Source organism: Cytobacillus sp. Bva_UNVM-123, from assembly GCF_046351715.2.
GTDB lineage: Bacteria > Bacillota > Bacilli > Bacillales > Cytobacillaceae > Cytobacillus.
Map to the genome: position 1 here is coordinate 3,323,982 of NZ_CM177772.1, position 24,733 is coordinate 3,348,714.

The 24,733-nt window shown below is 36.8% G+C and carries 26 protein-coding genes and 1 riboswitch; of the genes, 8 read left to right on the top strand and 18 right to left on the bottom strand.

Annotation, left to right across the window (positions count from 1 at the left end):
- Nucleotides 1-123: 123 nt before the first annotated feature.
- Together KDN24_RS17075 and KDN24_RS17080 are read left to right on the top strand one after the other, a co-directional pair.
- Nucleotides 124-1,068, top strand: coding sequence for a DUF1385 domain-containing protein (locus KDN24_RS17075; protein ID WP_409972353.1), 945 nt, complete (start codon nt 124-126; stop codon nt 1,066-1,068).
- A 114-nt stretch (nt 1,069-1,182) separates the two neighbouring features.
- Nucleotides 1,183-1,569 carry an SA1362 family protein gene (locus tag KDN24_RS17080; protein WP_409972352.1) on the top strand — a complete coding sequence of 129 codons (387 nt, stop codon included), beginning with the start codon at nt 1,183-1,185 and terminating at the stop codon, nt 1,567-1,569.
- A 98-nt stretch (nt 1,570-1,667) separates the two neighbouring features.
- On the opposite strand, the gene KDN24_RS17085 is transcribed toward KDN24_RS17080, so the two are convergent.
- The 3 genes from KDN24_RS17085 to cudC all read right to left on the bottom strand — a co-directional run bounded on the left by KDN24_RS17085 (nt 1,668) and on the right by cudC (nt 6,231).
- Nucleotides 1,668-2,552 carry a patatin-like phospholipase family protein gene (locus tag KDN24_RS17085; protein ID WP_409972351.1) on the bottom strand — a complete coding sequence of 295 codons (885 nt, stop codon included), beginning with the start codon at nt 2,550-2,552 and terminating at the stop codon, nt 1,668-1,670.
- Nucleotides 2,553-2,744: 192 nt separating this feature from the next.
- Nucleotides 2,745-5,303 carry a vitamin B12-dependent ribonucleotide reductase gene (locus tag KDN24_RS17090; RefSeq protein WP_491348093.1) on the bottom strand — a complete coding sequence of 853 codons (2,559 nt, stop codon included), beginning with the start codon at nt 5,301-5,303 and terminating at the stop codon, nt 2,745-2,747.
- A gap of 391 nt (nt 5,304-5,694) precedes the next feature.
- Nucleotides 5,695-6,231: a choline uptake/conversion transcriptional regulator CudC gene (gene cudC / locus KDN24_RS17095; protein ID WP_409972350.1), complete on the bottom strand. Its 537-nt coding sequence runs from the start codon at nt 6,229-6,231 to the stop codon at nt 5,695-5,697.
- Nucleotides 6,232-6,479: 248 nt separating this feature from the next.
- On the opposite strand from cudC, the gene KDN24_RS17100 reads away from it, so the two are divergent.
- From KDN24_RS17100 to KDN24_RS17110, 3 genes are read left to right on the top strand one after another with little or no spacing between them, the layout of a single operon-like run.
- Complete coding sequence (locus KDN24_RS17100) at nt 6,480-7,775, top strand: quaternary amine ABC transporter ATP-binding protein (RefSeq protein WP_409972349.1); 1,296 nt, start codon at nt 6,480-6,482, stop codon at nt 7,773-7,775.
- Nucleotides 7,776-7,780: 5 nt separating this feature from the next.
- A complete protein-coding gene (locus KDN24_RS17105; RefSeq protein WP_409972348.1) occupies nt 7,781-8,626 on the top strand; it encodes an ABC transporter permease in 846 nt (281 codons plus the stop codon).
- A 1-nt stretch (nt 8,627) separates the two neighbouring features.
- On the top strand, nt 8,628-9,539 hold the full coding sequence (locus KDN24_RS17110; RefSeq protein WP_491348094.1) for a glycine betaine ABC transporter substrate-binding protein: 912 nt from the start codon (nt 8,628-8,630) through the stop codon (nt 9,537-9,539).
- 237 nt (nt 9,540-9,776) lie between these two features.
- On the opposite strand, the gene KDN24_RS17115 is transcribed toward KDN24_RS17110, so the two are convergent.
- From KDN24_RS17115 to lipM, 5 genes are all read right to left on the bottom strand, one after another.
- Nucleotides 9,777-10,379: a response regulator transcription factor gene (locus tag KDN24_RS17115; protein ID WP_409972346.1), complete on the bottom strand. Its 603-nt coding sequence runs from the start codon at nt 10,377-10,379 to the stop codon at nt 9,777-9,779.
- Nucleotides 10,376-11,512 (bottom strand): sensor histidine kinase, encoded by a 1,137-nt coding sequence (locus KDN24_RS17120; RefSeq protein ID WP_409972345.1) that lies wholly within the window; start codon nt 11,510-11,512, stop codon nt 10,376-10,378. The genes KDN24_RS17115 and KDN24_RS17120 overlap by 4 nt, the downstream gene beginning before the upstream one ends.
- Nucleotides 11,512-12,252 (bottom strand): ABC transporter permease, encoded by a 741-nt coding sequence (locus KDN24_RS17125; protein ID WP_409972344.1) that lies wholly within the window; start codon nt 12,250-12,252, stop codon nt 11,512-11,514. Before KDN24_RS17125 ends, KDN24_RS17120 begins: the two co-directional genes overlap by 1 nt.
- A complete protein-coding gene (locus tag KDN24_RS17130) occupies nt 12,253-13,152 on the bottom strand; it encodes an ABC transporter ATP-binding protein (RefSeq protein WP_409972343.1) in 900 nt (299 codons plus the stop codon). It abuts the gene before it with no gap.
- Between the two features lie 145 nt (nt 13,153-13,297).
- Nucleotides 13,298-14,134: an octanoyltransferase LipM gene (gene lipM, locus KDN24_RS17135; RefSeq protein WP_409972342.1), complete on the bottom strand. Its 837-nt coding sequence runs from the start codon at nt 14,132-14,134 to the stop codon at nt 13,298-13,300.
- Between the two features lie 184 nt (nt 14,135-14,318).
- Here lipM and KDN24_RS17140 point away from each other — a divergent pair, with 184 nt between their 5' ends.
- The gene (locus tag KDN24_RS17140; protein WP_409972341.1) at nt 14,319-14,699 is read left to right on the top strand and encodes a rhodanese-like domain-containing protein; all 381 of its coding nucleotides are present in this window, start codon (nt 14,319-14,321) and stop codon (nt 14,697-14,699) included.
- Between the two features lie 244 nt (nt 14,700-14,943).
- Here KDN24_RS17140 and gcvPB read toward each other — a convergent pair whose 3' ends face one another.
- From gcvPB to gcvT, 3 genes are read right to left on the bottom strand one after another with little or no spacing between them, the layout of a single operon-like run.
- Nucleotides 14,944-16,404 carry an aminomethyl-transferring glycine dehydrogenase subunit GcvPB gene (gene gcvPB / locus KDN24_RS17145; protein WP_409972340.1) on the bottom strand — a complete coding sequence of 487 codons (1,461 nt, stop codon included), beginning with the start codon at nt 16,402-16,404 and terminating at the stop codon, nt 14,944-14,946.
- Nucleotides 16,397-17,743, bottom strand: a complete 1,347-nt coding sequence (gene gcvPA / locus KDN24_RS17150; protein ID WP_409972487.1) for an aminomethyl-transferring glycine dehydrogenase subunit GcvPA — start codon at nt 17,741-17,743, stop codon at nt 16,397-16,399. The genes gcvPB and gcvPA overlap by 8 nt, the downstream gene beginning before the upstream one ends.
- A 20-nt stretch (nt 17,744-17,763) precedes the next feature.
- Nucleotides 17,764-18,867 carry a glycine cleavage system aminomethyltransferase GcvT gene (gene gcvT, locus KDN24_RS17155; RefSeq protein WP_409972339.1) on the bottom strand — a complete coding sequence of 368 codons (1,104 nt, stop codon included), beginning with the start codon at nt 18,865-18,867 and terminating at the stop codon, nt 17,764-17,766.
- Between the two features lie 249 nt (nt 18,868-19,116).
- A riboswitch (glycine riboswitch) is annotated at nt 19,117-19,207 on the bottom strand.
- A gap of 230 nt (nt 19,208-19,437) precedes the next feature.
- Here gcvT and KDN24_RS17160 point away from each other — a divergent pair.
- A complete protein-coding gene (locus KDN24_RS17160; protein ID WP_491348095.1) occupies nt 19,438-21,126 on the top strand; it encodes a DEAD/DEAH box helicase in 1,689 nt (562 codons plus the stop codon).
- Nucleotides 21,104-21,898, top strand: coding sequence for a YqhG family protein (locus KDN24_RS17165; protein ID WP_409972338.1), 795 nt, complete (start codon nt 21,104-21,106; stop codon nt 21,896-21,898). Before KDN24_RS17160 ends, KDN24_RS17165 begins: the two co-directional genes overlap by 23 nt.
- A gap of 170 nt (nt 21,899-22,068) precedes the next feature.
- Here KDN24_RS17165 and KDN24_RS17170 read toward each other — a convergent pair whose 3' ends face one another.
- From KDN24_RS17170 to comGC, 7 genes are read right to left on the bottom strand one after another with little or no spacing between them, the layout of a single operon-like run.
- On the bottom strand, nt 22,069-22,266 hold the full coding sequence (locus KDN24_RS17170) for a YqzE family protein (protein WP_409972337.1): 198 nt from the start codon (nt 22,264-22,266) through the stop codon (nt 22,069-22,071).
- Nucleotides 22,267-22,316: 50 nt separating this feature from the next.
- Nucleotides 22,317-22,820: a shikimate kinase gene (locus tag KDN24_RS17175; RefSeq protein ID WP_409972336.1), complete on the bottom strand. Its 504-nt coding sequence runs from the start codon at nt 22,818-22,820 to the stop codon at nt 22,317-22,319.
- A 14-nt stretch (nt 22,821-22,834) separates the two neighbouring features.
- Entirely contained in the window at nt 22,835-23,221 is a 387-nt protein-coding gene (gene comGG, locus KDN24_RS17180) for a competence type IV pilus minor pilin ComGG (RefSeq protein ID WP_409972335.1), read from the bottom strand.
- Nucleotides 23,211-23,690, bottom strand: a complete 480-nt coding sequence (comGF, locus tag KDN24_RS17185) for a competence type IV pilus minor pilin ComGF (RefSeq protein WP_409972334.1) — start codon at nt 23,688-23,690, stop codon at nt 23,211-23,213. Before comGF ends, comGG begins: the two co-directional genes overlap by 11 nt.
- On the bottom strand, nt 23,644-23,976 hold the full coding sequence (locus KDN24_RS17190) for a phosphatase (protein ID WP_409972333.1): 333 nt from the start codon (nt 23,974-23,976) through the stop codon (nt 23,644-23,646). Before KDN24_RS17190 ends, comGF begins: the two co-directional genes overlap by 47 nt.
- Nucleotides 23,960-24,481, bottom strand: coding sequence for a competence type IV pilus minor pilin ComGD (gene comGD / locus KDN24_RS17195; RefSeq protein WP_409972332.1), 522 nt, complete (start codon nt 24,479-24,481; stop codon nt 23,960-23,962). The genes KDN24_RS17190 and comGD overlap by 17 nt, the downstream gene beginning before the upstream one ends.
- Nucleotides 24,400-24,732 (bottom strand): competence type IV pilus major pilin ComGC, encoded by a 333-nt coding sequence (gene comGC / locus KDN24_RS17200; protein ID WP_409972331.1) that lies wholly within the window; start codon nt 24,730-24,732, stop codon nt 24,400-24,402. Before comGC ends, comGD begins: the two co-directional genes overlap by 82 nt.
- Nucleotide 24,733 lies beyond the last annotated feature (1 nt).

Here is a 24,733-nt window from a genome sequence, read left to right on the forward strand (position 1 = left end):
TTTTGATGGATTAGTGCTTTGAACGAAGTGTACCACGTTCCGTATTGACTTCATCGTACTTCTTAAATACGTCTTTATTAGCTGTTAAAATTCCGAGTTTATTTTAGGTTGGTGTTTTTATTTATGTCAAAAGATCAAAAGCCAGTATATGGGGGGCAGGCTGTCGTTGAAGGTGTTATGTTCGGCGGAAAACATCATTACGTTACCGCAGTGCGTAGAAAAGATAATTCCATTGAATATTTCAAGCTTCCTCGGAAGTCTAAGCCATCATTGCAATTGCTAAAAAAAATTCCTTTTATTAGGGGAATTGTTGCAATAATTGAAGCAAGTGCTAATGGATCAAAGCATTTAAATTTTTCAACGGAAAGATTTGATTTAGATCCAAGTGAGGATCACAAACTAAATGAACAGGAAGGTTCAAAGTTAACACTATGGCTTGGAGTAGCTGCATTAGGTGTAATCTCTTTTCTTGTCGGTAAATTTATTTTTACACTTGTTCCGGTTTTTTTAGCAGCCTTAACAAAACCAATCTTTTCAAGTGACTTATCGCAAGTATTAATTGAAGGATTCATTAAACTATTGTTATTACTTGGCTATATTTATGTTGTCTCACTCACCCCCCTTATTAAAAGGGTATTTCAATATCATGGTGCTGAACATAAAGTAATTAATGCATTTGAAAACGGAAAAGAACTTACAATCGCAAATGTTCAAGCACAATCAAGGCTCCATTATCGCTGTGGAAGTAGCTTCATCTTATTTACCGTGATTGTTGGGGTATTTGTCTACTTACTTGTTCCAACTGAACCACTGTATGTACGGGTTCTGAATCGATTAGCACTTATACCAGTTGTTCTCGGAATCTCTTTTGAGGTATTACAATTGACGAATAAAGTTCGGAATATCCCAGTTTTGAAATATCTTGGTCTTCCAGGTCTGTGGCTGCAACTTTTAACGACGAAGGAACCAAAAGATGACCAAGTAGAGGTGGCTATTCTCTCATTCAATGAATTAATCAAAAATGAGAATGAAACAGAAGCGCGGCTTAAAGCAGGAGAAATTGTCTAAAGCTAAGTCAAAGTGAAAAATCATTAGCTGAATGAGGAAATTATCGATACAAATACACCAAGGGGAATATGATGTTTAAAAGCTTGAAAAAATGCTCATCATGCTCATAGGGAGGTGGCATTCTTGAAAAATCGGAATTCAGTATATATAGTATCTGGTTTAATTGCTCTTGCGATCATTGGTGTATCCACAAGTATAATTTCAAATCCTGCCGGTTTTTTTAAAAGAATAGCTGTCATTTTATTAGTTGGTGCAGTGATATTTTTCATTTTTCGACGTGTAATGCAAGCAGGTCCTGGTAAAAGTGAGCAAAGGGCATTTGTTCGAGCAGCGAAGAAATCAAAAAAACGCTACCATCTGCAAGACTCTGCGAAAACGAGCAATCGGAAATCAAGCGGTGGTTCGTTAACTTCGATTAAAAAACCGAGAAAAAAATCTTCTGCTCATTTAACCGTTATTCAAGGCAAGAAAGGCAAAAAGAAAGATCGAGCGTCTTTATGATGAAGCTCGACTGTAACTAAAAGTAAAATAATGAAAAGCAAAGCCATTGTTGATTGATCGATTGCTTTGCTTTTTCTATTATTTATACCTATTTTTGCTTAATAGCTCCAACGAGAAAAAAATTGCTTTGCACATTGTTTTCCTAACTGAACTAGTTCTTGTTTTTTCTCTTTCGTCAATTGAAATTCAGTCGTAAGCACACCTTCAGTTGGGATGAAGATAATATTGCTTTCATGCTTTCGTGAAATATATCGTGAATCATGAGCATCTTTCATCGTTTCAAATAAAGCCTCAAACATTTTTATTGCATTTGTTATGTTATTTTTCGGACGCTCATTCATATTATGGCTTAGCTTCACTCCTAAGACAGGTCTAACTTTTTTCGCATTGTCTTTATCAAATAACCACATTGGGAAATTACTTAGCACTCCACCATCGACTATGATGTTTGCCGTTCTTTTCGTCATTAGCTTAACTGGTTCAAAAAAATAAGGAAGACTGCAGCTCATGCGAATGGCTTTAGCTATCGGAAATGAACCAGGATCAATTCCGTAAGTAACTAAATCATCTGGCAAGACAATTAATCTTCCATTCGTTAAGTCTGAAGCAATGACACGTAATTCTTCGGGTGGTAGATCAGAAAACTTTCTTATTCCCTTTGCAGCGAGCTTCTCAGCAATCCATTTCTCCAGCTCCTCTCCTTTATACAATCCAAGGCGCCAATACAATAGGAGCCACTTTGTAACAGCAAAAGGAAGAAGTGTTTTTCTTGCATCTAGAAACTTCTCTAAATCAAGTTCATTTAGGAGATCATAAATTTCATCACTTGAATATTTAGCAGCAATTAATGCGGCAATGATCGAGCCTGCACTAGTCCCAGCCACATTTTTAAAGCGAAATCCCCTCTTTTCAATTTCGCTATAAGCACCAATAAGTGCAAATCCTTTTATGCCTCCTCCTGAAAAAACACCATCTATATACAATTTCCGTCACCCCCATAGATGTTATTACTTGATACATCTTTAAGCAGGAACTAAAGGAAATAGTACGGTTGACAAGTATTTGCAGAAAAAAAAGATATCGCTTTATTGCTGTTAGCATAAAGGAAGTGTTTTATAAACAAGTAAGCAAAAAAAAAGATGGCTCGAGTCCATCTTCTTTTCCTTTTAATCATCTTATAAACCACATTTTAATTGGGCATTACAGTTTGTACACGTATTACAGCCACCGATTTCCTCAACACTACCTTTACGGCAAACTGGGCAAGTATTCCCAACCTCTGAACCAATTACATTTGTGGATTGTAGTTCATTAATCGTGTCAACTAATACAACATGTTGTTTTGATTTCTCTTTTTTCTCAAAGCTTGTTTCTTCAAAGCTATTTTCCTCAGCTTTTAATGTTAAAACTTGTGAGTCACGTGAACCATCTACATAAACAGTTCCGCCTTTAGCACCACCGCGATATAAGCGTTCATACACCTTTTCTACTTGCTCTACACTATAGCCTTTTGGTGCATTAACGGTTTTACTAATGGAACTATCAATCCAGCGCTGAATGATGCATTGCACATCTGCATGTGCTTCAGGTGCTAAATCCATCGCAGCGATAAACCATTCTGGAAGATTATTCGGATCTGCTTCAGGGTGTTTATCTAAATACTCTTGAACAATATCTGCTTTTACTTCAATAAACTTACCGAGACGACCACTTCTAAAATATGAGAATGAGAAGTAAGGCTCTAGACCCGTTGAAACCCCAACCATTGTTCCCGTAGATCCTGTAGGGGCAACCGTAAGTAGGTGTGAATTGCGAATACCGTTTTCTAATATTGATTGACGAATGTCTTCAGGCATTTTTTGCATAAAGCCGGTTTCTGTAAATGCTTTACGCAATCGATTTGTTTCTTCTTCTGTTTCTCCTGTTAAAAATGGGAAGCTGCCTTTTTCTTTTGCAAGCTCAACAGAAGCACGATAGGCTGTCGTCGCAATTGTTTCAAACACTTTGTCTACAAGCTCGTTTCCTTTTTCAGAACCATATTCAGTTTCACAGTAAATTAATAAATCGTGAAGCCCCATTACTCCTAGACCGACACGGCGTTCGCCAAGAGCTTGTTTTTTATTATCTTCAAGGAAGTATGGGGTTGCATTAATGACGTTATCCTGCATTCTTACGCCAACTTCAACTGTTTGCTTTAATTTTTCAAAGTTAACTGTTTTGTTTTCTTTATCAGCCATTTCAGCAAGGTTAACTGCAGCCAAATTACATACACTATATGGTGCAAGTGGTTGCTCTCCACATGGGTTTGTTGCAACGACTTTTTGTCCATAGCTTTTTGCATTTGTCATGTCGTTCGCATTGTCAATGAAGAAAATGCCTGGCTCTGCTGAGTATGTCGCACAAATATTAATTAGATTCCAAAGCTCTTTCGCTCTGATTTTACGATATACTCTCACTTTATTACCAAGTTTCTCCCATTCGCGTACATCGCCAACTTTATGCCATTCTTCATTATAGTTATGCATTTGTTCACTATCATAGCTTTCTACGTCAGGAAAACGTAATTCATAGTCAGCGTCATTTTCTACTGCGTTCATGAATTCTTTCGTTAAGCAAACTGAAATGTTTGCACCTGTTAGGAACTCAGAATTATGAACAGAATATGTTCCTCCAACCTCAAGCTTAGTTTCTGCATCATTTATGATCTTCTCACTGAAACCACCGAAACCTGGGATATGCTTATAGTTTACGATTCCTTGATACATTGCCACTTCTTGTTCAGTAAAAGGTGTGAATTTTAGCTTTTCTTTTGCATATTTCTTGATTGTTTCATCATTTGTCGTTTCGAGCAAGAATCGTAAAATTCTTGGGTTTTGCATTTTTGAAATTATAAATTCGATTATGTCTGGATGCCAATCCGCCAACATGATCATTTGTGCTCCTCTTCTAGAACCACCCTGTTCTACAAGATGTGTCAGCTTAGCAATATCATCAAGCCAGGAAACTGAACCAGACGATTTTCCGTTTACACCTTTTGCAAGTGTATTGCGTGGACGAAGTGTTGAACCATTCGTACCAACACCACCGCCTCGGCTCATTATTTCCATTACTTGCTTTCGGTGCTCAGATATTCCCTCACGTGAGTCTGCTACGAATGGCATGACATAACAGTTAAAATACGTAACATCTGTATCTGCTCCAGCTCCATATAAGACACGTCCAGCTGGTATAAAGTTTAAGCTCGCTAGCTCATCATAAAATTTTTCAAACCAAATTTGTCTTTGCTCTTCGGTTTTTTCAACAGAAGCAAGTCCGGTTGCATTACGCTTCGCAATCTGTTCATAAAAAAGCTCAAGTGGTTTTTCAATGACATCTAAAGATCTCTTAATAATACCTGTTTGAGCTTCTTCTGGATCGTCAAGCACCCCTCGATAATCTTCTTCCACTAATACTTTTGCTGTTTTTTCTTCCCAATCAATTTCAAGAATGTAGCCAAGTCCTCGCGCAGGAAATTTCGGATCTTCTTTAATGGTGAGAACAACGAAGTCTCCGTCAGTTAATGTTATTTTTTCTGTATCTTTAAATGTATACCTGTCTAGCATGACTAAACGGGAAACCCCTTTGTGAGTCATTTTCATATTTGGGGTAATCGGGTGAACTTGAGGAAAAAGACGGATGTCCTGATTCAAGCGTTCAATGTTCAAACTCATATTTTGTCCTAATGCAACAGGCATTACTACAACTCCTTCAACAAAAAAGATTCAATTTACATTATAAAAACTTGTTTTTGTAAATTCTAGTTGATTTAATTAATAACCTTAAGTTACCATATCAAAAATGTAAAATCAATAATAAAATCTATATATAGTGGTGAATTAATTTTTACAACCACTATATATTGTGTTTGTTTCACGATATTTTTTTTTTGTCAAAAACAAAAAAAACTAGAATCTAGAGAAAACGAAAGAAATTAAAAGGTTTATCGGATATTTAGACAAATTTCAATATAATTTAAAGCTTGCACTTTTTAACTAGGTAATACGACCTATGGGAAAAATTTGAAAAATACATTTATTTTTCAACAACAAAAAACACAGGTGTTAATTCCTGTGTTAAAGTAATCAGTTATTCTTTATGTTTCGGTATAATTTCAAATATTTTCCCCGATTCAAAACTATCGACAAGACGATTTAGCCATTCATAATATTCGAGAGCCGATTGTAATTTTTCGATATCTACCCTTACCGATTCCTGGATATCCTCATCCACTTCATTCGAAGAAATGATTTGTTCAAGTTCCTTTATTGCCTTTGCCATGGTCGTCATATTCATTGCGATCCCAGACCGCCATTTTATCGTAAAGAAATCAATAAAAGTTTGATACCAATCTTCTTCAGCTTGATATAAGTCCTTTCTCGATCCCTTCTTCCATACCTTCTCCACCATTTTGAGTTCCTGTAAAACTCTCACTGAGGTACTCATACTTGTTTTGCTCATCCCTAGTTCCACTTTCATATCGTCTAATGTCATAGGGTGATTATGGAAATACAACATTCCATATAATCTTCCAATCGAATCTGTCACACCATATAAATTCATATTTTTCGCAATCGTTTCAATAACCCGCTCCCGAACACGCTCAAGCTCTTCTTTCTCATTCATGAAAACAATCACATCCATCATATCAATCTATTCTTCATACATTGCTTTTCTTAGGAAATAAAATATTCATTAATTAGACTACCATGTTTTTGATGAAAGTAAAGAACCAGTCATTTGAGGATAAGGGAGTAAATGATAGGAATTGTAAGGAAATAACTTGTTCAGTACGTTCAGTTTAAACTGTACAAACAAATATAACAGAATATAGCTGTTTATCACCTTTGCCCACTTTCTGGATAACTTATACAATGAATAAGTCTGATGGAACGGCCGCAATTCTAAAAGAGGTGAAAGGTTTGAATGAAAATCATATAAAAATAAGTGTTAGCAATGTAACAAAAATTTTTGGCAGGAACTATAAAAAAGCGATCCAGATGCTGAAGGAAGGACATGGAAAAAGTGAAATCCTTAAGAAGACTGGTGCAACAATTGGAATAAATCAGGCTTCTTTTGATGTCTATACAGGAGAAATCTTTGTCATTATGGGACTATCTGGGAGTGGCAAGTCGACTTTAGTTCGAACAATAAACCGACTCATTGACCCGACAATTGGTGAAATTTCCATTGACGGGAAAGATATTACAAAAATGAAAAAAAGTGAATTAAGGGAAGTACGACGAAAAAAAATTAGCATGGTCTTTCAGAAATTTGCGCTTCTTCCACATCGAACTGTATTAGAAAATACAGAGTTTGGTTTAGAAATACAAGGAATGGAAAAAGAAGAACGAAAACAAAACGCATTGACTGCATTAAAACTAGTTGACCTTGAAGGCTACGAGCAGCAATATCCAAATCAGTTAAGTGGAGGTATGCAACAGCGAGTAGGATTAGCTAGAGCGCTTGCCAATGACCCAGATATTTTATTAATGGATGAGGCTTTCAGTGCATTAGATCCACTTATTCGCAAAGATATGCAAGATGAATTATTGGAAATCCAAGCCAGAATGGAGAAGACCATTGTCTTTATTACACATGATTTAGATGAAGCACTCCGAATTGGAGACCGAATTGCCTTAATGAAGGATGGAGAAATTGTTCAAATTGGCACACCAGAAGAAATATTAATAAGTCCTTCAAATCATTATGTAGAACGATTTGTTGAAGATGTAGATTTATCTAAAGTGTTAACTGCAGGACATGTCATGAAAAGAGCTGAAACTGTCCAAATTGAAAAAGGACCAAGGGTTGCACTGCAGATGATGAAGGAACTTGGAATTTCTAGTATTTATGTTGTCGATAAGAAAAATACGCTGCTCGGCGCCGTCACAGCCGATGCAGCAAATAATGCTGTTGAAGATGGTCAATTATTGACAGATGTACTTAATAAAAATGTGCAAACTGTTTCTCGCGATACATTATTAGCTGATTTATTTGATAAAGTGTCCACTGCTACTATTCCAGTAGCCGTTACAGATAATAATAAACGCCTTCACGGAATACTTGTCCGCGGTGCCGTTATCGGAGCACTTGCTGGAAACAATGAGATTATTAATCAGACAAAAAATAATAAGGTAGATTCTAAGCAATCTATAAAGGGGGCATAATTTCAATGGAAAATTTATTACCAAAACTCCCCATTTCTAAGTGGATTGATCAGTTTGTCGATTGGTTAACAATTACGTTTGCGGCAGCCTTTGACGGCATTTCCGAAGCGCTAAAAACGATTGTAGAAGGTTTGGTCGCAGGACTTGGTTTTATCCCTTCCTATCTTTTTATGATTCTATTAGCCTTATTAGCATGGAAACTATCGACAAAGGGAATTGCTTTATTCACAGTGATCGGGCTGTTTTTAATCGAGAATTTAGGCTATTGGGAGCCAATGCTAGAAACACTTGCCCTTGTTTTAACAGCTGTTTTTATTTCTGTCATTATCGGTGTCCCAACTGGAATCTGGGCTTCACAAAATAAGAAAGTGAAACAAATTATCACACCGATTTTAGACTTTATGCAAACGATGCCAGCGTTTGTTTATTTAATCCCTGCTATCTTCTTCTTTAATATTGGGGTTGTCCCAGGGGTAGTCGCCTCTGTTATTTTTTCAATGCCACCGACAATTCGGTTGACAATACTTGGTATACAACAAGTACCAGCTGACATTATTGAAGCAACTGAAAGTTTTGGATCAACTGTAAGTCAGCGGTTATTGAAGGTTCAGCTTCCACTTGCAATGCCGACAATCATGGCTGGAATTAATCAAAGTATTATGCTTGCCTTATCAATGGTTGTTATCGCTTCAATGGTTGGTGCCCCAGGTCTTGGAGCAGATGTTTATCGTGCTGTAACACAAATTCAAATTGGTAAAGGTTTTGAGGCCGGTCTTGCCATTGTGGTCATTGCCATCATCCTTGACCGGATTACCCAAAATATAGGAATAAAAAACAAGGAGGAACTTTAGAATGAAGAAAAAATGGTTATCTGCTTTGACAGTACCGTTATTAGCTTTAGGGCTAACTGCTTGTGGCACTGATAAAGCAAATAGTGACAACAGCAATACTGATATAGGAAATAAAGAAGTGTCAATTGGAGAAAGTGTTGATTATAAAATAATTGGGATCGATCCTGGTGCTGGTCTAATGAAAGCAACAGCTTCAGCAATTGAAGAATACGGGCTAGATAATTGGAAAGTTGTAGAAGGATCAGGTGCTGCGATGACAGCGGCATTAAAAAAAGCATACGACAAAAAGGAGCCAATTATTGTTACAGGTTGGACTCCTCATTGGAAATTTTCTAAATTTGACTTAAAATATTTAGATGATCCGAAAGGGGTTTATGGTGGGGAAGAAAATATTCATACGATTGCACGACTAGGACTTGGAGAGGAACATCCTTCAGCTTACAAATTCCTTAATCAATTCCATTGGACGGCAGATGAAATGGCAGATGTTATGGTCAAAATTACGGATGGTGAGGACCCCGAGGATGCTGCGAAAGCATGGGTTGAAACAAATGAAGACAAAGTAGCGGTATGGACTGAAGGAGTTCAAAAAGTTGATAATGACAAGATCACATTAGGATATGTGGCCTGGGATAGCGAAATAGCCAGTACTAATGTAATTGCTACTGTGTTAACTAACCTTGGCTATCATGTTACTCTTCGTCAAATTGAAGCAGGGCCATTGTGGACTGGTATTGCTGATGGAAGTCTTGATGCAAGTGTGGCAGCATGGCTTCCTGTTACACACGCAGATTATGCAGAAAAGTATGCTGGGAAATTTGAAGATTTGGGCTCTAATATGGAAGGAACAAAAATTGGCCTCGTCGTTCCGACTTATATGAATATTGATTCAATAGAGGATTTAAAAGAATAAGATTAAAACCAATGAGGCTGGGACAAAAGTATTTTAGCCAATAAAAAAACCGAACTATTTTACGAAGCGACAATTAAGTACTTCGTAATAGTTCGGTTTTTACTTTCTTTGTACGTTGTTTCTCAAAATATCATTCGGTTTTACGAAGTGGAAAATTAGTTATGTCCCAGCCTCTATTTTTTATTAGATCATTGGAGAAATTCTAAAATTGACCTCGCTAATTTACCCTAATTAATCTTATAACCAGCCTTTTTCTTCGGCAATACTAATAGCCTCGATTCGATTTTTTACATTTAGCTTACTTATAATTTCTGACATGTAGTTGCGGACAGTTCCTGTTGATAAAAAAAGAGAGGTTGAAATCTCTTTAGCTGTTTTCCCTTCTGCCACCATCCTTAATACTTCCCGTTCCCGCTCAGTTAAAGGGTTTTCTTCTTTTATACTTCCAAAAATTAATTCTGAAGCAAATTCCCGTTTTCCTTTCATCACATTTCTTATCGCTTCTGCAAGCTCATCACTTGATCCATCCTTCAGCATGTAACCATGAACCTCTGCTTTGACTGCACGCTCAAAATAGCCTGGCCTTGCAAATGTCGTTAAGATGATAATTTTACAGTCTGAGCCAAGCTCTCTCAATTCTTCAGCCACATCAAGCCCGCTTTTAATGGGCATCTCGATATCCATCAAGCATATATCCGGCTTTAAAGCTAGGATTGAATCAAGTGCCTCTTGCCCATTTCTAACTTGAGCAATTACCTCAAGATCATCTTCGAAATCAAGAAGGGACCCAAGAGCTCCTCTGAGCAATCCTTGATCTTCAGCAATCACGATTTTAATCATGAAACAACATCCGCCTCCCTCTCTTTCACGATAATTGGAACAGTTATCACTAGCTTCGTTCCTCCATCGGTCGATGCTTCCACTGATCCATCAATTAATTCAAGCCTTTCTGATATTCCCTTCAATCCGTTGCCAGTATGATTATTTGTGCTCATCCCTCTCCCATTATCATGAATACATAATCGTATCTCTCCAGCTTTTTCCTCAACCTGAATAAGGCATGTTTTTGCGTGACTATGCTTAACTACATTTGTCACTGCTTCCCTTAAACACATACTTAGAATATTTTGAGTTAACAATGGGATATCAGTTAATGTTGTCTCCCCTTCGAAAACATACGAAATCCCCGCTGCTTTAAGAATAGCCTCTGCTTCCATTAACTCCTCAGCAATAGTGATTGTTCTCATATCAGAAACAAGCTCTCTCACTTGTGATAATGCAGATCGAGAGGTTCTTTCAATCGCTTTAACCTCATCTTTAGCACGTTCTATATCCTTTGTGATTAATTTTCCAACGAGCTGACTTTTCAAGGTTATTAATGATAGCGTATGGCCAAGCGTATCATGTAAATCACGGGCAATTCGCATTCTTTCCTCCCGCTTGCTTAACTCTCTAATTGTTTCATTTGCTTCATCTAATTTACGTTCAAGCTCCATTTTACTATTCATAGAGCGAATCCCAAATGGTGAAATAAACATGATGAGGATAAAAGGCAGAAAATATATAAAATCTCCACTTAATATCTTTTCAAATTTTATTATTATCGGAATCAGCAACATGATAGCAAATAGCCCTAGCCCTAAATAGAAACGTTTCTTATTCGTCACCCAACCAATAAAGTTAGCTGAGAAAAATCCTAAAAATAGATTATTAATATTAAAAAAGACTGCTAGCGTAAAGATAATTGCCATTTGTAAAATGAGCCAATAGGGAAAAGAAGCTGTAAAAAAATAGAGCTGCCTGTAAGATATTAAAAACAAGCCAAGCAGCATGTAACCAATAAAGGCTTTAAACCCGCTTAAAAAGGAAAGATAATATCCAGGCATAAAAAGATAAACTAAAAAAATATAGGGAAAAAAGCCATACTTAGATGGAAATATTTCTATTTTTCTTCCCATAACTGCCATATTCATTACACCGCCACTTCCTGCTTTCTCCTTATATAACTTGATAATAGCATAAATAGGACTAAGTAGCCGAGCAATACAAATACATTTAGCCATTCAGGCATATTTCCTCTTATAATCGCCCATGCTCCACTTCCTAGATGATAGGAAGGCAGCCATTTTCCAAAACTTTGCACAAACTCAGGCATGATCTCCATCGGCATCCACATACCTCCTGAAATCGCCAATATCATATAAAAAACATTACTAATTCCCGAAGCTGTATCTACTCTTTTCATCGTACCTATTAATGTGCCTATAGCTAGAAATGGGGCTGATCCAAGTAAAATCCAAAATGCACACATGAGCCATTCAGTTACACTCAAAGAAACATGATTAATGATTGCACCAGCAGTAAAAATTAATATAATTGAGAAAATATGGATAATTGTTTGTCCAATCATTTTTGCTGAAAAATAAGCAAAATCAGATAAGGGAGTAATGCGCATGAACATGGACCAGCCTTGTGAACGCTCCTCTACAAGTCGAATCCCTAGTGTCATAATGGAAGAGCCCATTACACTAAAAGCTGTCATCGACATTAAATAATGGGCCTGCCATTCCTGTTTATCTTGAATACCTGTATTAAATATTTTTGTAAAAATAAAATAAAACAATATTGGCATGAATAATGACCAAAATACATAGTATGGATTTCGAAAAATTCTCAAGAATTCTGCTTTGCACTGCATACTAAAACCGCTCAATTAAATTGCCTCCCTTTTTCCTGTTAACTGTTCGAAAGCTTCTTCTAACCTTCCACTTTCAACTTGAATTCCACTTATATTCATATTTCTCGAAAAAATTACCGCAAGTACAGCATCTGTATTATCCGCCTCTAAATAAATTCGATTATGCTTTATATACACTTGGGACACACCTGCGATTTGCTCAAATTCCTCAACCGATAAATGAGAACTCGCTTGGAACGAAACCGTTTTTTTCGTTAGCTTTGCTTTAATTTCTTTTGGAGTTCCATCTTTAATGATGGAGCCATTATGAAACAATATAATTCTTTCGGCAACATCGTCCGCTTCCTGTAAATAATGAGTGGAAAAAATAATGGTTTTTCCCTGTTCTTTCAATTTTTGAACCGTTTCCCAAAACAATTTTCTCGATGCGATATCTAATCCGACAGTCGGCTCATCAAAAAATAACAAATCAGGGTTACCTGCCATTGCAAGTGCAAAACTAAGTCTGCGTTTTTGACCACCTGACAGCTTATGCGCTCGTTTATTTAAATCTTCTTCATTTAACCCCGTCATTTTAATTAATTCGTTAAATGAAACTGGATGAGGGTAATAACTTCTAAATAATTGAATAACTTCTCTTACCTTCAATCCATCTATAACACTGACCTCTTGAAGCATCGCTCCAATTCTTTCACGGACTTCCTTGTCTTTAGGAGCTTTATTAAAAATTTGCACATTCCCACTTGTAGGTTCTAGTAAACCGAGCATCATCATAATCGTTGTCGTTTTTCCAGCCCCGTTAGGGCCAAGAATGGCGACTACCTCACCTTTTTTAATCGAAAAAGAAACTTCGTCAACTGCCTTTTTATTTTTGAACTCTTTTGTCACATTATTTAATAAAACAATCGGTTCCATTTTTCCACCTCCGTCATAACTAACTTTATTTTAAAATGGAGGGAGAAATGGGGTTAGTAGATTATGTCACAACTATAAGATGACATTTGTCATTTTTTAATTACCCACTTCCCTTGTTAATAAAAAAAAGCGGCTAGCGCCGCTTCTACCTCTTAAAATTCCATTCATCTTGTTCATAACGTTCTTTCGCAATTTTAGTTACATAAGCCATCTCATCCACTGATAATTCATAAGGCTCAAGCTCAATATGAAGCCCTTCTTCAAAACCCTTTTTAAATGCTTCTTTTGCTTGTTCGAGTGTGACTCGTGTCTTACTAATTTCATTAATGGCAACCGCTTTATTTTTAAATGCTTTTTGCATCCGTTCCTTTACACGTTCATTTGGATAGTTAAATAAACTGAATAGTTTCTCCTCTTCAATATCGAGTAAAATGGATCCGTGTTGAAGAATGACACCCTTTTGTCTTGTTTGTGCACTACCTGCAACTTTCCGTCCCTCTACAACAAGCTCATACCAGCTCGGCGCATCAAAACAAACAGCGGAGCGAGGATTTTTCAATGACTCTCTCTCTTCAATCGTTTTCGGAACAGCGAAATATGCTTCCATCCCTAAATGATGGAATCCTTTTAAAATTCCTTCAGAAATAACACGATATGCCTCTGTGACCGATTGAGGCATATTTGGATGTTCCTCAGACACAATCACACTATATGTAAGCTCATGCTCGTGTAATACACCCCTTCCCCCTGTCGGTCGCCGGACAAAACCAAGCTTATGCTTCTTTACAGCTTCCATATTAATTTCTTTCTCAACCTTTTGAAAATACCCAATTGAAAGTGAGGGTGGATTCCAGCCATAAAAGCGAATGGTCGGAGGAAACTGTCCTTCACTATTCCAATCTAGCAATGCTTCATCAAGAGCCATATTGAAAGAAGGTGAACAATTACCTGAGTCAATAAAACGCCAAATTTCTTTTTTCATTAGAAAACCTCATTTGCATATTGATAAACTACTATTAATTGTAGCAAAATTTTTCAAAGAGGTCTCCTTTTCTAAAGTCATTTATCAAGGAAAAAGAAGATTTTCAACGGTTCTACTTTACTCATATGATTGAAGGCTTATATAATAGAGTAGGCGTAGTAAAGCGTGAAAGGAGAAAGACATATTGGATACACTTTATTTCCTGTTAATTATTATCGGGGCATTTCTTGTTTATACGATTGTAACTTGGCTATATCAGCGAAAAATCGTTAAAACACTAACAGAAGAACAATTTCGCGAGGGTTACCGTAAAGCCCAATTAATCGATGTTCGCGAACAAAATGAGTTTGACAACGGTCATATTCTCGGAGCGAGAAATATTCCACTTTCACAAATGAAAATGCGAATGAAAGAGCTTCGTCCCGACAAACCCGTTTATTTATATTGTCAAAGCGGTATGAGAAGTGGGAGAGCAGCACAATTTTTATATCGCAGAGGCTATAAAGACCTTTCACAACTCCAAGGCGGCTTTAAAAAATGGACTGGAAAAGTGAAAACAAAATAGCAAAAATGATCATGTTAAACCAATAGATGGTTTTGCTTTACGGTTACATTATTATTAAAAGAGTTGGGGGATTTCGATTTTACCCTTTATCAAACTTCGATTGAAATTCCGATAAATTTTCCAACCTTGCTAGATCATTTAAAAGCTTATAAGTAAATAAAAGCTGGAGAAGAAAATGAAATCTTTTTCTTCTCCAGCTTTATTTTTAAGTCTTATTGAACTCCCTTTTAGGGAGGTAATAAGATTATTGTTTTTGATAGCGAAGAATCGGCTTACGAGCAGCAAGTGTTTCATCAAGACGACCAACAACTGTATTATGTGGTGCTTCTTGAATGATTTCTGGATTCTCTTCTGCTTCCTTCGCAATTTGAAGCATAGCATCGATAAACGCATCGAGCGTTTCTTTCGATTCTGTCTCAGTCGGTTCAATCATCATACACTCTTCCACAATCAATGGGAAGTAGATTGTTGGTGGATGATAGCCGAAGTCTATGAGACGTTTAGCGATATCAAGAGCACGTACGCCGAGTTTCTTTTGACGATTTCCACTTAATACGAATTCATGCTTACAATGTCTATCAAATGGAAGGTCATAGGCATGCTGCAATCTTCTCATCATATAATTTGCATTTAATACTGCATATTCAGTTACAGCTTTTAAGCCGTCTGGTCCCATTGAACGAATATACGTATAGGCACGAACATTGATCCCGAAGTTTCCGTAATATGGCTTAACACGTCCAATGGATTGTGGACGGTCATAATCAAATACATATTTATCGCCTTGTTTCGTGATGACTGGTTTTGGAAGATAAGGAATAAAATCTGCCTTTACACCAACAGGACCTGAGCCTGGTCCGCCTCCGCCGTGTGGGCCAGTAAATGTTTTATGAAGATTCAGGTGAACAAGGTCAAATCCCATATCTCCTGGACGAACTTTAGACATAATTGCATTTAAGTTCGCTCCATCATAATACAGTTTTCCACCTACACCATGAACAATTTCAGCCATTTCAAGAATATGTTCTTCGAATAAACCGATTGTATTTGGGTTTGTCAACATTAGTGCTGCTGTATCTTCACCAACAACACGACGTAAATCCTCAATGTCAACAAGGCCATCTTTAGTCGATTTAACCGTAACGGTTTCAAAGCCCGCTACTGTTGCTGAAGCAGGGTTCGTACCATGTGCTGAGTCAGGAATGATGACCTTTGTCCGGTTAAAATCACCGTTTGCTTCATGGAAAGCACGGACCATCATTAAGGCTGTCCATTCTCCATGCGAGCCTGCTGCAGGCTGAAGGGTCACTTCATCCATACCAGTAATTTCAATTAAATGCTGTTGCAGGTCATACATAAGTTCTAATGCACCTTGAACACTGCTTTCATCTTGCAAAGGATGCAAGTGAGCAAATCCATTATAACGCGCTACATTTTCATTAATCTTCGGATTATATTTCATTGTACATGAACCTAATGGATAGAAGACTGAGTCAATACCAATATTACGTTTAGAAAGTGCAGTGTAATGACGCATAATATCTAGCTCAGAAACTTCTGGAAGCTCTGGTTCTTCCACTCTGAAATATCCCTCTGGAATTAGCTCATTAATATCAGTTTCCGGAACATCCATTTCCGGGAGACTAAACCCAATGCGACCAGGTTTGCTTAATTCAAAAATGAGTGCTTGATCGTCCTTATGCATGGTACTCCCCCATTTCTTTAACAAATGTATCGATTTCTTCCTTCGTTCTTAATTCTGTAACGGCAACGAGCATATGATTTTTTAAATCGGAATAATCTCGGCCTAAATCATAACCACCAATGATTCCTTTTTCAAGAAGCTTTACATTTACTTCTTTAACAGGGGCATTTAATTTTACAACAAATTCATTGAAAGAATGGCCATCAAAGACAATCTCAAACCCGTTTTCTTTGAATTGTTTTTTCGCATAATTCGCTTTTTGAAAATTCGCAAGCGCCATTTCCTTGACACCTTTTTTACCTAATGCTGTCATTGCGACAGATGCAGCTAAAGCCGTAAGGGCTTGGTTTGAACAAATATTAGAAGTCGCTTTTTCTCTACGAATATGCTGCTCACGAGCTTGCAATGTTAAAACGAAGCCACGGCGGCCTTCCTCATCAACCGTTTGACCAATAAGACGACCCGGTACTTTTCGTACTAATTTATTTGTTACAGCAAAATACCCGCAATGTGGTCCACCAAATGCAGTTGGAATGCCAAATACTTGTACATCACCAACGACTACATCCGCTCCAAATTTCCCTGGTGGTGTTAGTGCACCTAGTGCAAGTGGATTACTTGAAACAACAAACATGGATTTATGTGCATGAATGATTTCCTCAAGCTCTTTTAATGGCTCGATTCTACCTAAGAAGTTCGGATATTGTACAATAACCGCAGCAACATCTTCATTAATCAATTCTTTAAGAGCCTCAACATCTGTAACTCCTTCTTTTTGAGGAATTTCAACAACTTCAATGTATTGACCCTTCGCATAAGTTTTCAAAACTTCCTTAGACTCAGGATGAACTGTAGTTGATATTAACACCTTTTTGCGGCGAGTATGTCCTGCACTTAACATGGCAGCTTCGGCTAAAGCGGTGCCGCCATCATACATAGAAGCATTCGCAACTTCCATACCTGTCAGCTCACAAACCATCGTTTGAAATTCAAAAATGGCTTGTAGCTCCCCTTGGGAAACTTCAGGCTGATATGGTGTATATGCTGTATAAAACTCTGAACGGGATAGAACATGATCGACTATGACTGGCATATAATGATCATAAACACCTGCTCCTAAAAAAGAAGTGTTGTTTTTTAAATCTGCATTTTTTTGAGCCAATCCAGCTAATTCTTTCATTAGCGCAGATTCTGTTGCTGCTGGTTTAATATTGTATTCGCCTTTAAACCTTACTCGTTCAGGAATATCATTGAATAACTCATCAACTGAGTTCACACCGATAACATCGAGCATCTCTTTCTTATCTGACTCAGTCAGCGGTAAATAACGATGTTTCATCATATAATCTCCCCCTTTTATTATTTTTCTCTTTTATAGAAAGGTGTAGGTGCCACAATTGCTTTTAGGCGCTTTCCACGAATTTCTACTTCCACTTCATTTCCAATATTTGTATATTTCGTATTCAATAGAGCTAATCCAATATTTTTCTTCAATGTTGGTGATTGTGTACCTGTTGTCACTTCTCCGATCTTCTCTTCACCTATGAAAACAGGATAGCCATGACGAGGAATTCCACGATCAATCATTTCAATACCAGCTATCTTTCGATTTAAACCATTTTCTTTTTGGCTTAACAATACTTCTTTTCCGATAAAGTTAGCATCTTTATTTACTTTAACCGCAAAGCCAATACCCGCTTCTAACGGTGTAATATCTTGAGAAATTTCTTGGCCATAAAGGACAAGATTTGCTTCAAATCGGAGCGTATCACGAGCACCTAAACCACATGGAATGACTCCTTCCTCTTGCCCAGCTTCTAAAATATCCTTCCAAATGGAAACAATGTCCTCGTTACCACAATAAATTTCAAAGCCGTCTTCACCTGTGTAGCCAGTTCTAGACACGAGTGCCTTTCTACCATTTAAATCTACATCATTTTGGAATTTAAAAAATCCGATATTTGCTAAGTTTGTTTCACTAGCCAGCTTTTGAAGCACCCGCTCAGCTAATGGACCTTGGATGGCAACTTGAGCTGTTTTATCAGAAATATTTTCAATTTGTACATCGCCTTCAAGATGGTCACTTAGCCATTTATAGTCTTTTTCAATATTTGAAGCATTTACAACTAATAAATAATGATCATCTGCATACTTATAGACGAGCAAATCATCTACTGTTCCGCCATTTTCATAACTCATAGCCGTATACAGGACACCGAATTCTTTTAATTTTGAGATGTCATTCGTCATCATTTTTTGAAGATATTGAAAGCTGTCTGGCCCCTTTACAACAATCTCACCCATGTGAGACACATCAAATAATCCAGCTTTCGTGCGAACTGCTTCATGTTCCTCTTTAATGCTTGAAAACTGAACAGGCAGATCCCAGCCCCCAAAGTCAATCGTTTTCGCACCATGGTCTTTATATACATCAAACAATGGTGTACGTTTTAACTGTGACATTTACTCATCCCCCTTTTATCCTTTGTAAAGCTTAGAAATTCGCCAATAGAAAGGAGCTCTTCATAAGAAAAGGACAGAAAACCCCCTCTAAAAATGAGAAGATCTCTGTCCTTGCACCTGAAAGTTTACCGTTAAACGGCTTTCCCCTTTGGTGGCCCCTTTTTGAATAGAATCGATCATTTGAAGCTCACAAGCTTATCAAGCTTCAAAATTCACACTTTCAGAAAAAAAGAGCACTCTCCAGAGCTACGTCAAACAAGAGTTCTTTTGCCTGAGAGATTCACAATTTCATTGCTTGCTCCTTCGGCGCTACATAAGTAGTCTCTCCCCTTGTCATCATCCGCATTTATAAAATTTTCCAAGTTGGTTCATACTAAGAAAAAATAGCATTTAATAGGACTACATAATCAACTAGTTTCCAAAACAGATTGTTACATAAGCCCTGCTGGTAAAACAAAATGGAAAATCATTATCGTTAAACGATAAACAAATGAATGTGGCAAATTTCAAAACTTTCAAAGCTATTCTAATCCTACCATTAGAATTGCTTTTGAGCAAGGAGTTGTTTTCATGCCTGTACAGATCAAATTTGAGTCCCTCTGGCAAAACGATTTTTTAAAACGGACAGAGGAGGATGGGCCTTGGGGATGTTGGGAACTTTATAAGTTAACAATGGAGGCAGAAAGTCATACGATCATTCCTGAATTTGAGGGATTACAAGCCCCAAAGCATTTATCAGGACTTACGCCTTTGCCACATCAATTGGAAGTGGCAAAGCAAGTTGTCGAAAACATGAATGGAAAGGCAATTCTCGCTGATGAAGTCGGATTAGGAAAAACGATTGAAGCTGGATTGATCTTAAAAGAGTATATGATTCGCGGACTTGTAAAAAAAGTATTGATACTTGTACCCGCTTCACTCGTTACACAATGGGCCTTTGAGCTAAACACGAAATTCTTCATCCCTGCGGTCATACAGCGAAAAAGCTATGTTTGGGATCAATGTGATGTCGTCATATCTTCAATCGATACAGCTAAACGCAATCCCCATCGCGATATTATTTATAAACAAGACTATGATTTAATTATTATTGATGAGGCACATAAACTGAAAAATAATAAAACGAAAAACTATGAGTTCGTTCAAAACTTAAAAAAGAAATTTTGCTTATTATTAACTGCAACACCTATTCAAAATCGGATTAGCGAGATTTTCAATTTAGTCTCTCTCCTAAAGCCCGGTCATTTAGGGAGTGAATCCGTTTTCTACGAGAAATATCACAAGGATTCACGAAGCTTAAATGATGATGAGCGTTTAAAAGCACTTGTGAATAAAGTAATGATTCGAAATCGTCGAGAGGATACAGGCATCCAATGGAAAAAACGGACGGTCGAAACGATTCCAATCGATTTTTCCCCTGAGGAACGAGCATTATATACCGCTATTTTAAGCCTGCGTGGAGATGAAAATTGGCAAAGCTCAAGTTCATTTTCAATCATGACCCTTCAGAGGGAGGCATGCAGCAGTAGAGAAGCTGTTTTTTTTACATTAAAAAATATGCTCGCTCGAAAAGAAAATCCAACGAAACAATTCGAAAAAAAAATCCATGATTTAATGGCAATCATCGAAACCGTACAAAAAAATTCAAAAGCCGTGAAAGCACTTGAACTAATTAAACAAATTAATGATAAAGTGATTATTTTCACCGAATATCGTGCTACACAAATGTATTTGCAATGGTTTCTGAAACAGCATAATATTACATCTGTTCCTTTTCGAGGTGGTTTTAAAAGAGGAAAAAAAGATTGGATGAGAGAGTTGTTCCAGAAGAATGCCCAAGTTCTGATTGCAACTGAAGCTGGTGGCGAAGGGATTAACTTGCAATTTTGCAATCATATTATTAATTTTGATCTGCCATGGAATCCAATGAGGCTGGAACAAAGAATTGGTCGTATTCATCGCCTTGGTCAAGAAAAGGATGTGCATATTTTTAACTTTGCCACTAAAGATACTGTTGAAGAGCATATTTTAAAATTACTATACGAGAAAATTCATCTTTTTGAAAAAGTAATAGGTGATTTAGATGATATTCTAACAAAACTTGATTTCGGAAATTTTGAAGACTATTTAGTTGATATTTTCGGTAATTCCAGTTCTGAAGGCGAAATGAAAATTAAGATGGACAATTTAACGGCCATGATTCAATTTGCTGAAGAGCTAAGGGAAGGTGAGATGAATGCAGCAACAGGAAATTCATAATTTTCTCGAACGATACTTTCAAGCAAATGGCTGTACAATCATCCATAATGGTCCAGGATTTCTATCGGTAGAATTAACGATTGACTTAGATAAAGAACTGATGAATCGCCCGTTTTATTGGCATTATTTAGAGAAAACTGGTGGCACTCCAAATCCAATGAGCCTTACGCTCATTACAGAGCCTAATTTAGCTCCAAAAGACTTAAAAGGAGAAATTATTCACTTCGGCTCCCCTAGATTGCACCAAATTTTCGCTTCAACACGAAAGCTTGCCGGTTTTATTCGCTTATATGAAGAGCAGCAGCGCTCTCCTGTCACGCAAACCTCGTTAAAACCATGGCTTGGGATGAATATCCGCATTTCTTATCAAAGTGACAGAAAGCGAGATGTACTTAAATCAATCGGTTTACAACTAATTAATGGGCAAATGATTGAAAACTTTCATGATAAGCTACTAGAATTAAAGCTTACTCGAAAAATTCCAGATTACTCCTTTACCATCTCGCCTCTCATCATGCCAAAAAGCGGGATGTTAAGAGTGGAGAAATTTCTTAAAGAGCAGCTTGAGTTAGAGGATCATTCTTGGGCAGAGGCTGCAAGAGCAAGATGGGATAAAGATTTAACACTGCTTGAACATTTTTATGAAGAGCTGGACGAAAAAGGAGAAGTTTATGAGATTGAAAAAGCCGCATTGAAAGAGCAGTATGAACCCAAAATTTCAATTTCAATTGTCAATGGTGGATTATTTTATTTAACAGATTTGGCTATTTAATAAGAAAAGGGTAAGTGCCTTGGTCAAGCGCTGGGGCTAGACATTCATCCAACTTCAAAAATTTTATGCTTTCTTATTAAAAATAAAAAAGCTAAACTCCTTCGGAACAAACAATCTGTTCCGAAGGAGCTTAGCAAAGCAGCTTAGCTTGAAAATATTTAATTCCTACTTTATATAGGTCTCTTCTTTCTGTACTTCCTTTTAACTTGATCGTAAAAAATATATGGAAGAATCCCAAACCATTTTAACAGAAAGGGTTCTTTCATTTCCTTTTTCTCGATATGTTGCCGTTTTCGCTCTTCCTTTGGCTGGTCAATATATTTGATAACCGTTTGTGTAATATATTTAACATAATCATTTGTATTCAATGATTACACCTCATTCCCCACAATGCTGTTTCAACTTAAAGTATGCCCTGCTAGGAAAGTTTTAAACAATGTACGATTTCTCTAACGATGTCGACAACTTCTTTTCCTGATGTATCAATAACGTAGTCAGCCGTTTCCTGATAAAACGTCATTCTCTCTTCATATAGCTTTTTAATTTTTTGCTCTTTATCACCTTTTAATAATGGGCGAGATTCATCTTGTTCAAGTCTCATCAATATTTCTTCAGGAGTAGCAAACAGGAAAAACACATTGCCTTTTTCTTTGAGGAGCTTCCGATTTTCTTCTCTTGTCACAACTCCTCCCCCAGTGGTAATGATCGTATTTTCACTGTGAAGGTTTTGAAGCATTTTTGTTTCCAGCATACGAAAATACGCTTCACCATCCTGCTCAAAAATGGTGTTAATACTTTTTTCCTCTTGTAATTCAATTTCTGCATCCATATCCAAAACTGGGAATGCTAAATATTCCCCTAATTCTTTCCCAATTGTCGTTTTTCCAGCTCCCATAAATCCGATTAAAAAGATCGATTTCATATCATTTCCCCTGTTTAGTTTTTTTCAATCCATTTTATCATCTTCCCTACTTCTTTGTCATAATAGCCGAAACCTAATACGATTGGTAAATCCTCCATTCGTAAATTAAATGAAACTTTAAATTGATTATCAGTAAGTTTTTCAACTCCATATTCAACCTCCCCATCCGTGAATATGAGATTTCCAGTCGGTAGAGCATTCTCATCTAGCTGCTGCATTTCGTTTTCCACATGAATGACAGAGCATAAGAAATAATACTCTTGTTTAAAAACGGTCTCAGCTTCTCTATATAACCGTTTCTCAGCTAAAAATTGTTCTATATACACTGTTAATAAAACAGAAAAAAGAAGAATCACGCAAAACGTAAGTGGATAGGTAAACCCTTTTTCATTACGGATCATGGGATTTATCCAATTCAAGATAGGAGTATACTGGGGCAGTAAATGTTTCAGAAAAATTATTTTTCACGGTTATCCTCACTCCATCTTTTATTTTCTCAAATTGTACGGTGTCGATTTTTTGGAGGACTACCTCATGTCCCGAATAATCAACTCTCCTACGAATACTCGTTCGATATTTTTCATAAAGAACATCTTGTCCATTTTTCTTTAAAAGCAGCCTTCCATTTGATACGTGCACTTCATCAGCTAAACGTATTTCCTTTTTCAGCTGATTTATAAATACATTCCACTCCATATTTTGCGCGGCAGCATCAAATCGTTCATTGTGAAAGAGAAGCGTAAAGCTAATTGGAAAAAAAGCAATGATAATGAGGAAAATCGAAAATGCATAGAGCATTTCAAGCATTGTAAATCCAGAATTATTAAAAAAACTCACATTTTTTAATTGTCCTTTTAAGTACATTTTCATATTGAACACAAACCTCCATTATGGCTTGTCCATTAGATTGTTCATACACGACCTCATAATCAGTTTGATCCATACTCACCGTTTCAAAAAGTGGAATTCTCCCATCTTTTTTTGCGTTCAATAAGGTTTCATATAGTAGCTTAACAGCTGTATTTTCCTGTTTTGTGGCAATAGAATGATTCATTGTCTTCATAATTAAAGGAACCATGACCCCTGCTATTACGAGCCAAGCCGATAATGTTAAGAGCAGTTCAGCTAAAAAATAACCTTTATTCTTTTTCAACATAGAATCTGCCCCTCCCGATCAAAAATGTCATCCGATATCTTTCTTTTCCCACTAGGATATAAATAGAACCAAATTTATTAATATTTCCGTCAGGTTGAAATTGAAAATTGAGACTTTGTGATCCAGAAACAACTTTAATCTCTTTTGGAATTTCCCTTTTTACGAGAAATCCATCAGCTACTCTTCCCCTTAAATAGTACATATTTTGTTCAGGTACAATGGAGACATAGACCTCATGGTGATGGGAAATGGCATACTGCTGCGCATAAAATAAATCTGCCTTTAGTTGATTTAGGAAAAGTTGTCTTTCCAAGAAGAGAAGTTGAGGCTTTATTAAAAAAGCTGATATAGAGGCAATAACGAGGAAAACACTTAAAACAATAAGAGATTCAATTAATGTATATCCCTGCTCTCGAGTGTTTACTATGGCTGCTTTTCGCCCATTGCTTCTTCTGCTAATACTCTTCCATCCGCTGAAATCGTTATTTTCGCTCCATTTGGACATGTATTTTCACCTTCATTTAAATATTCTTCATCAATTAATGCCTGAATAGAAGCTGGTTTTTTTCTTTTATCAATTTCATATGCCTGAACATGTGCCTGAACCATTTGCACAAAAGCTTCACAGCCTTTATTGTTTATTTTTGAATTATGCTTCGTAACATTTGGAATTGTAATAATTAACAAAACAGAAATGACTAATAAAACGATCATCATTTCAATAAGTGTAAAACCTTTTTCATTTCCTACTCTCATT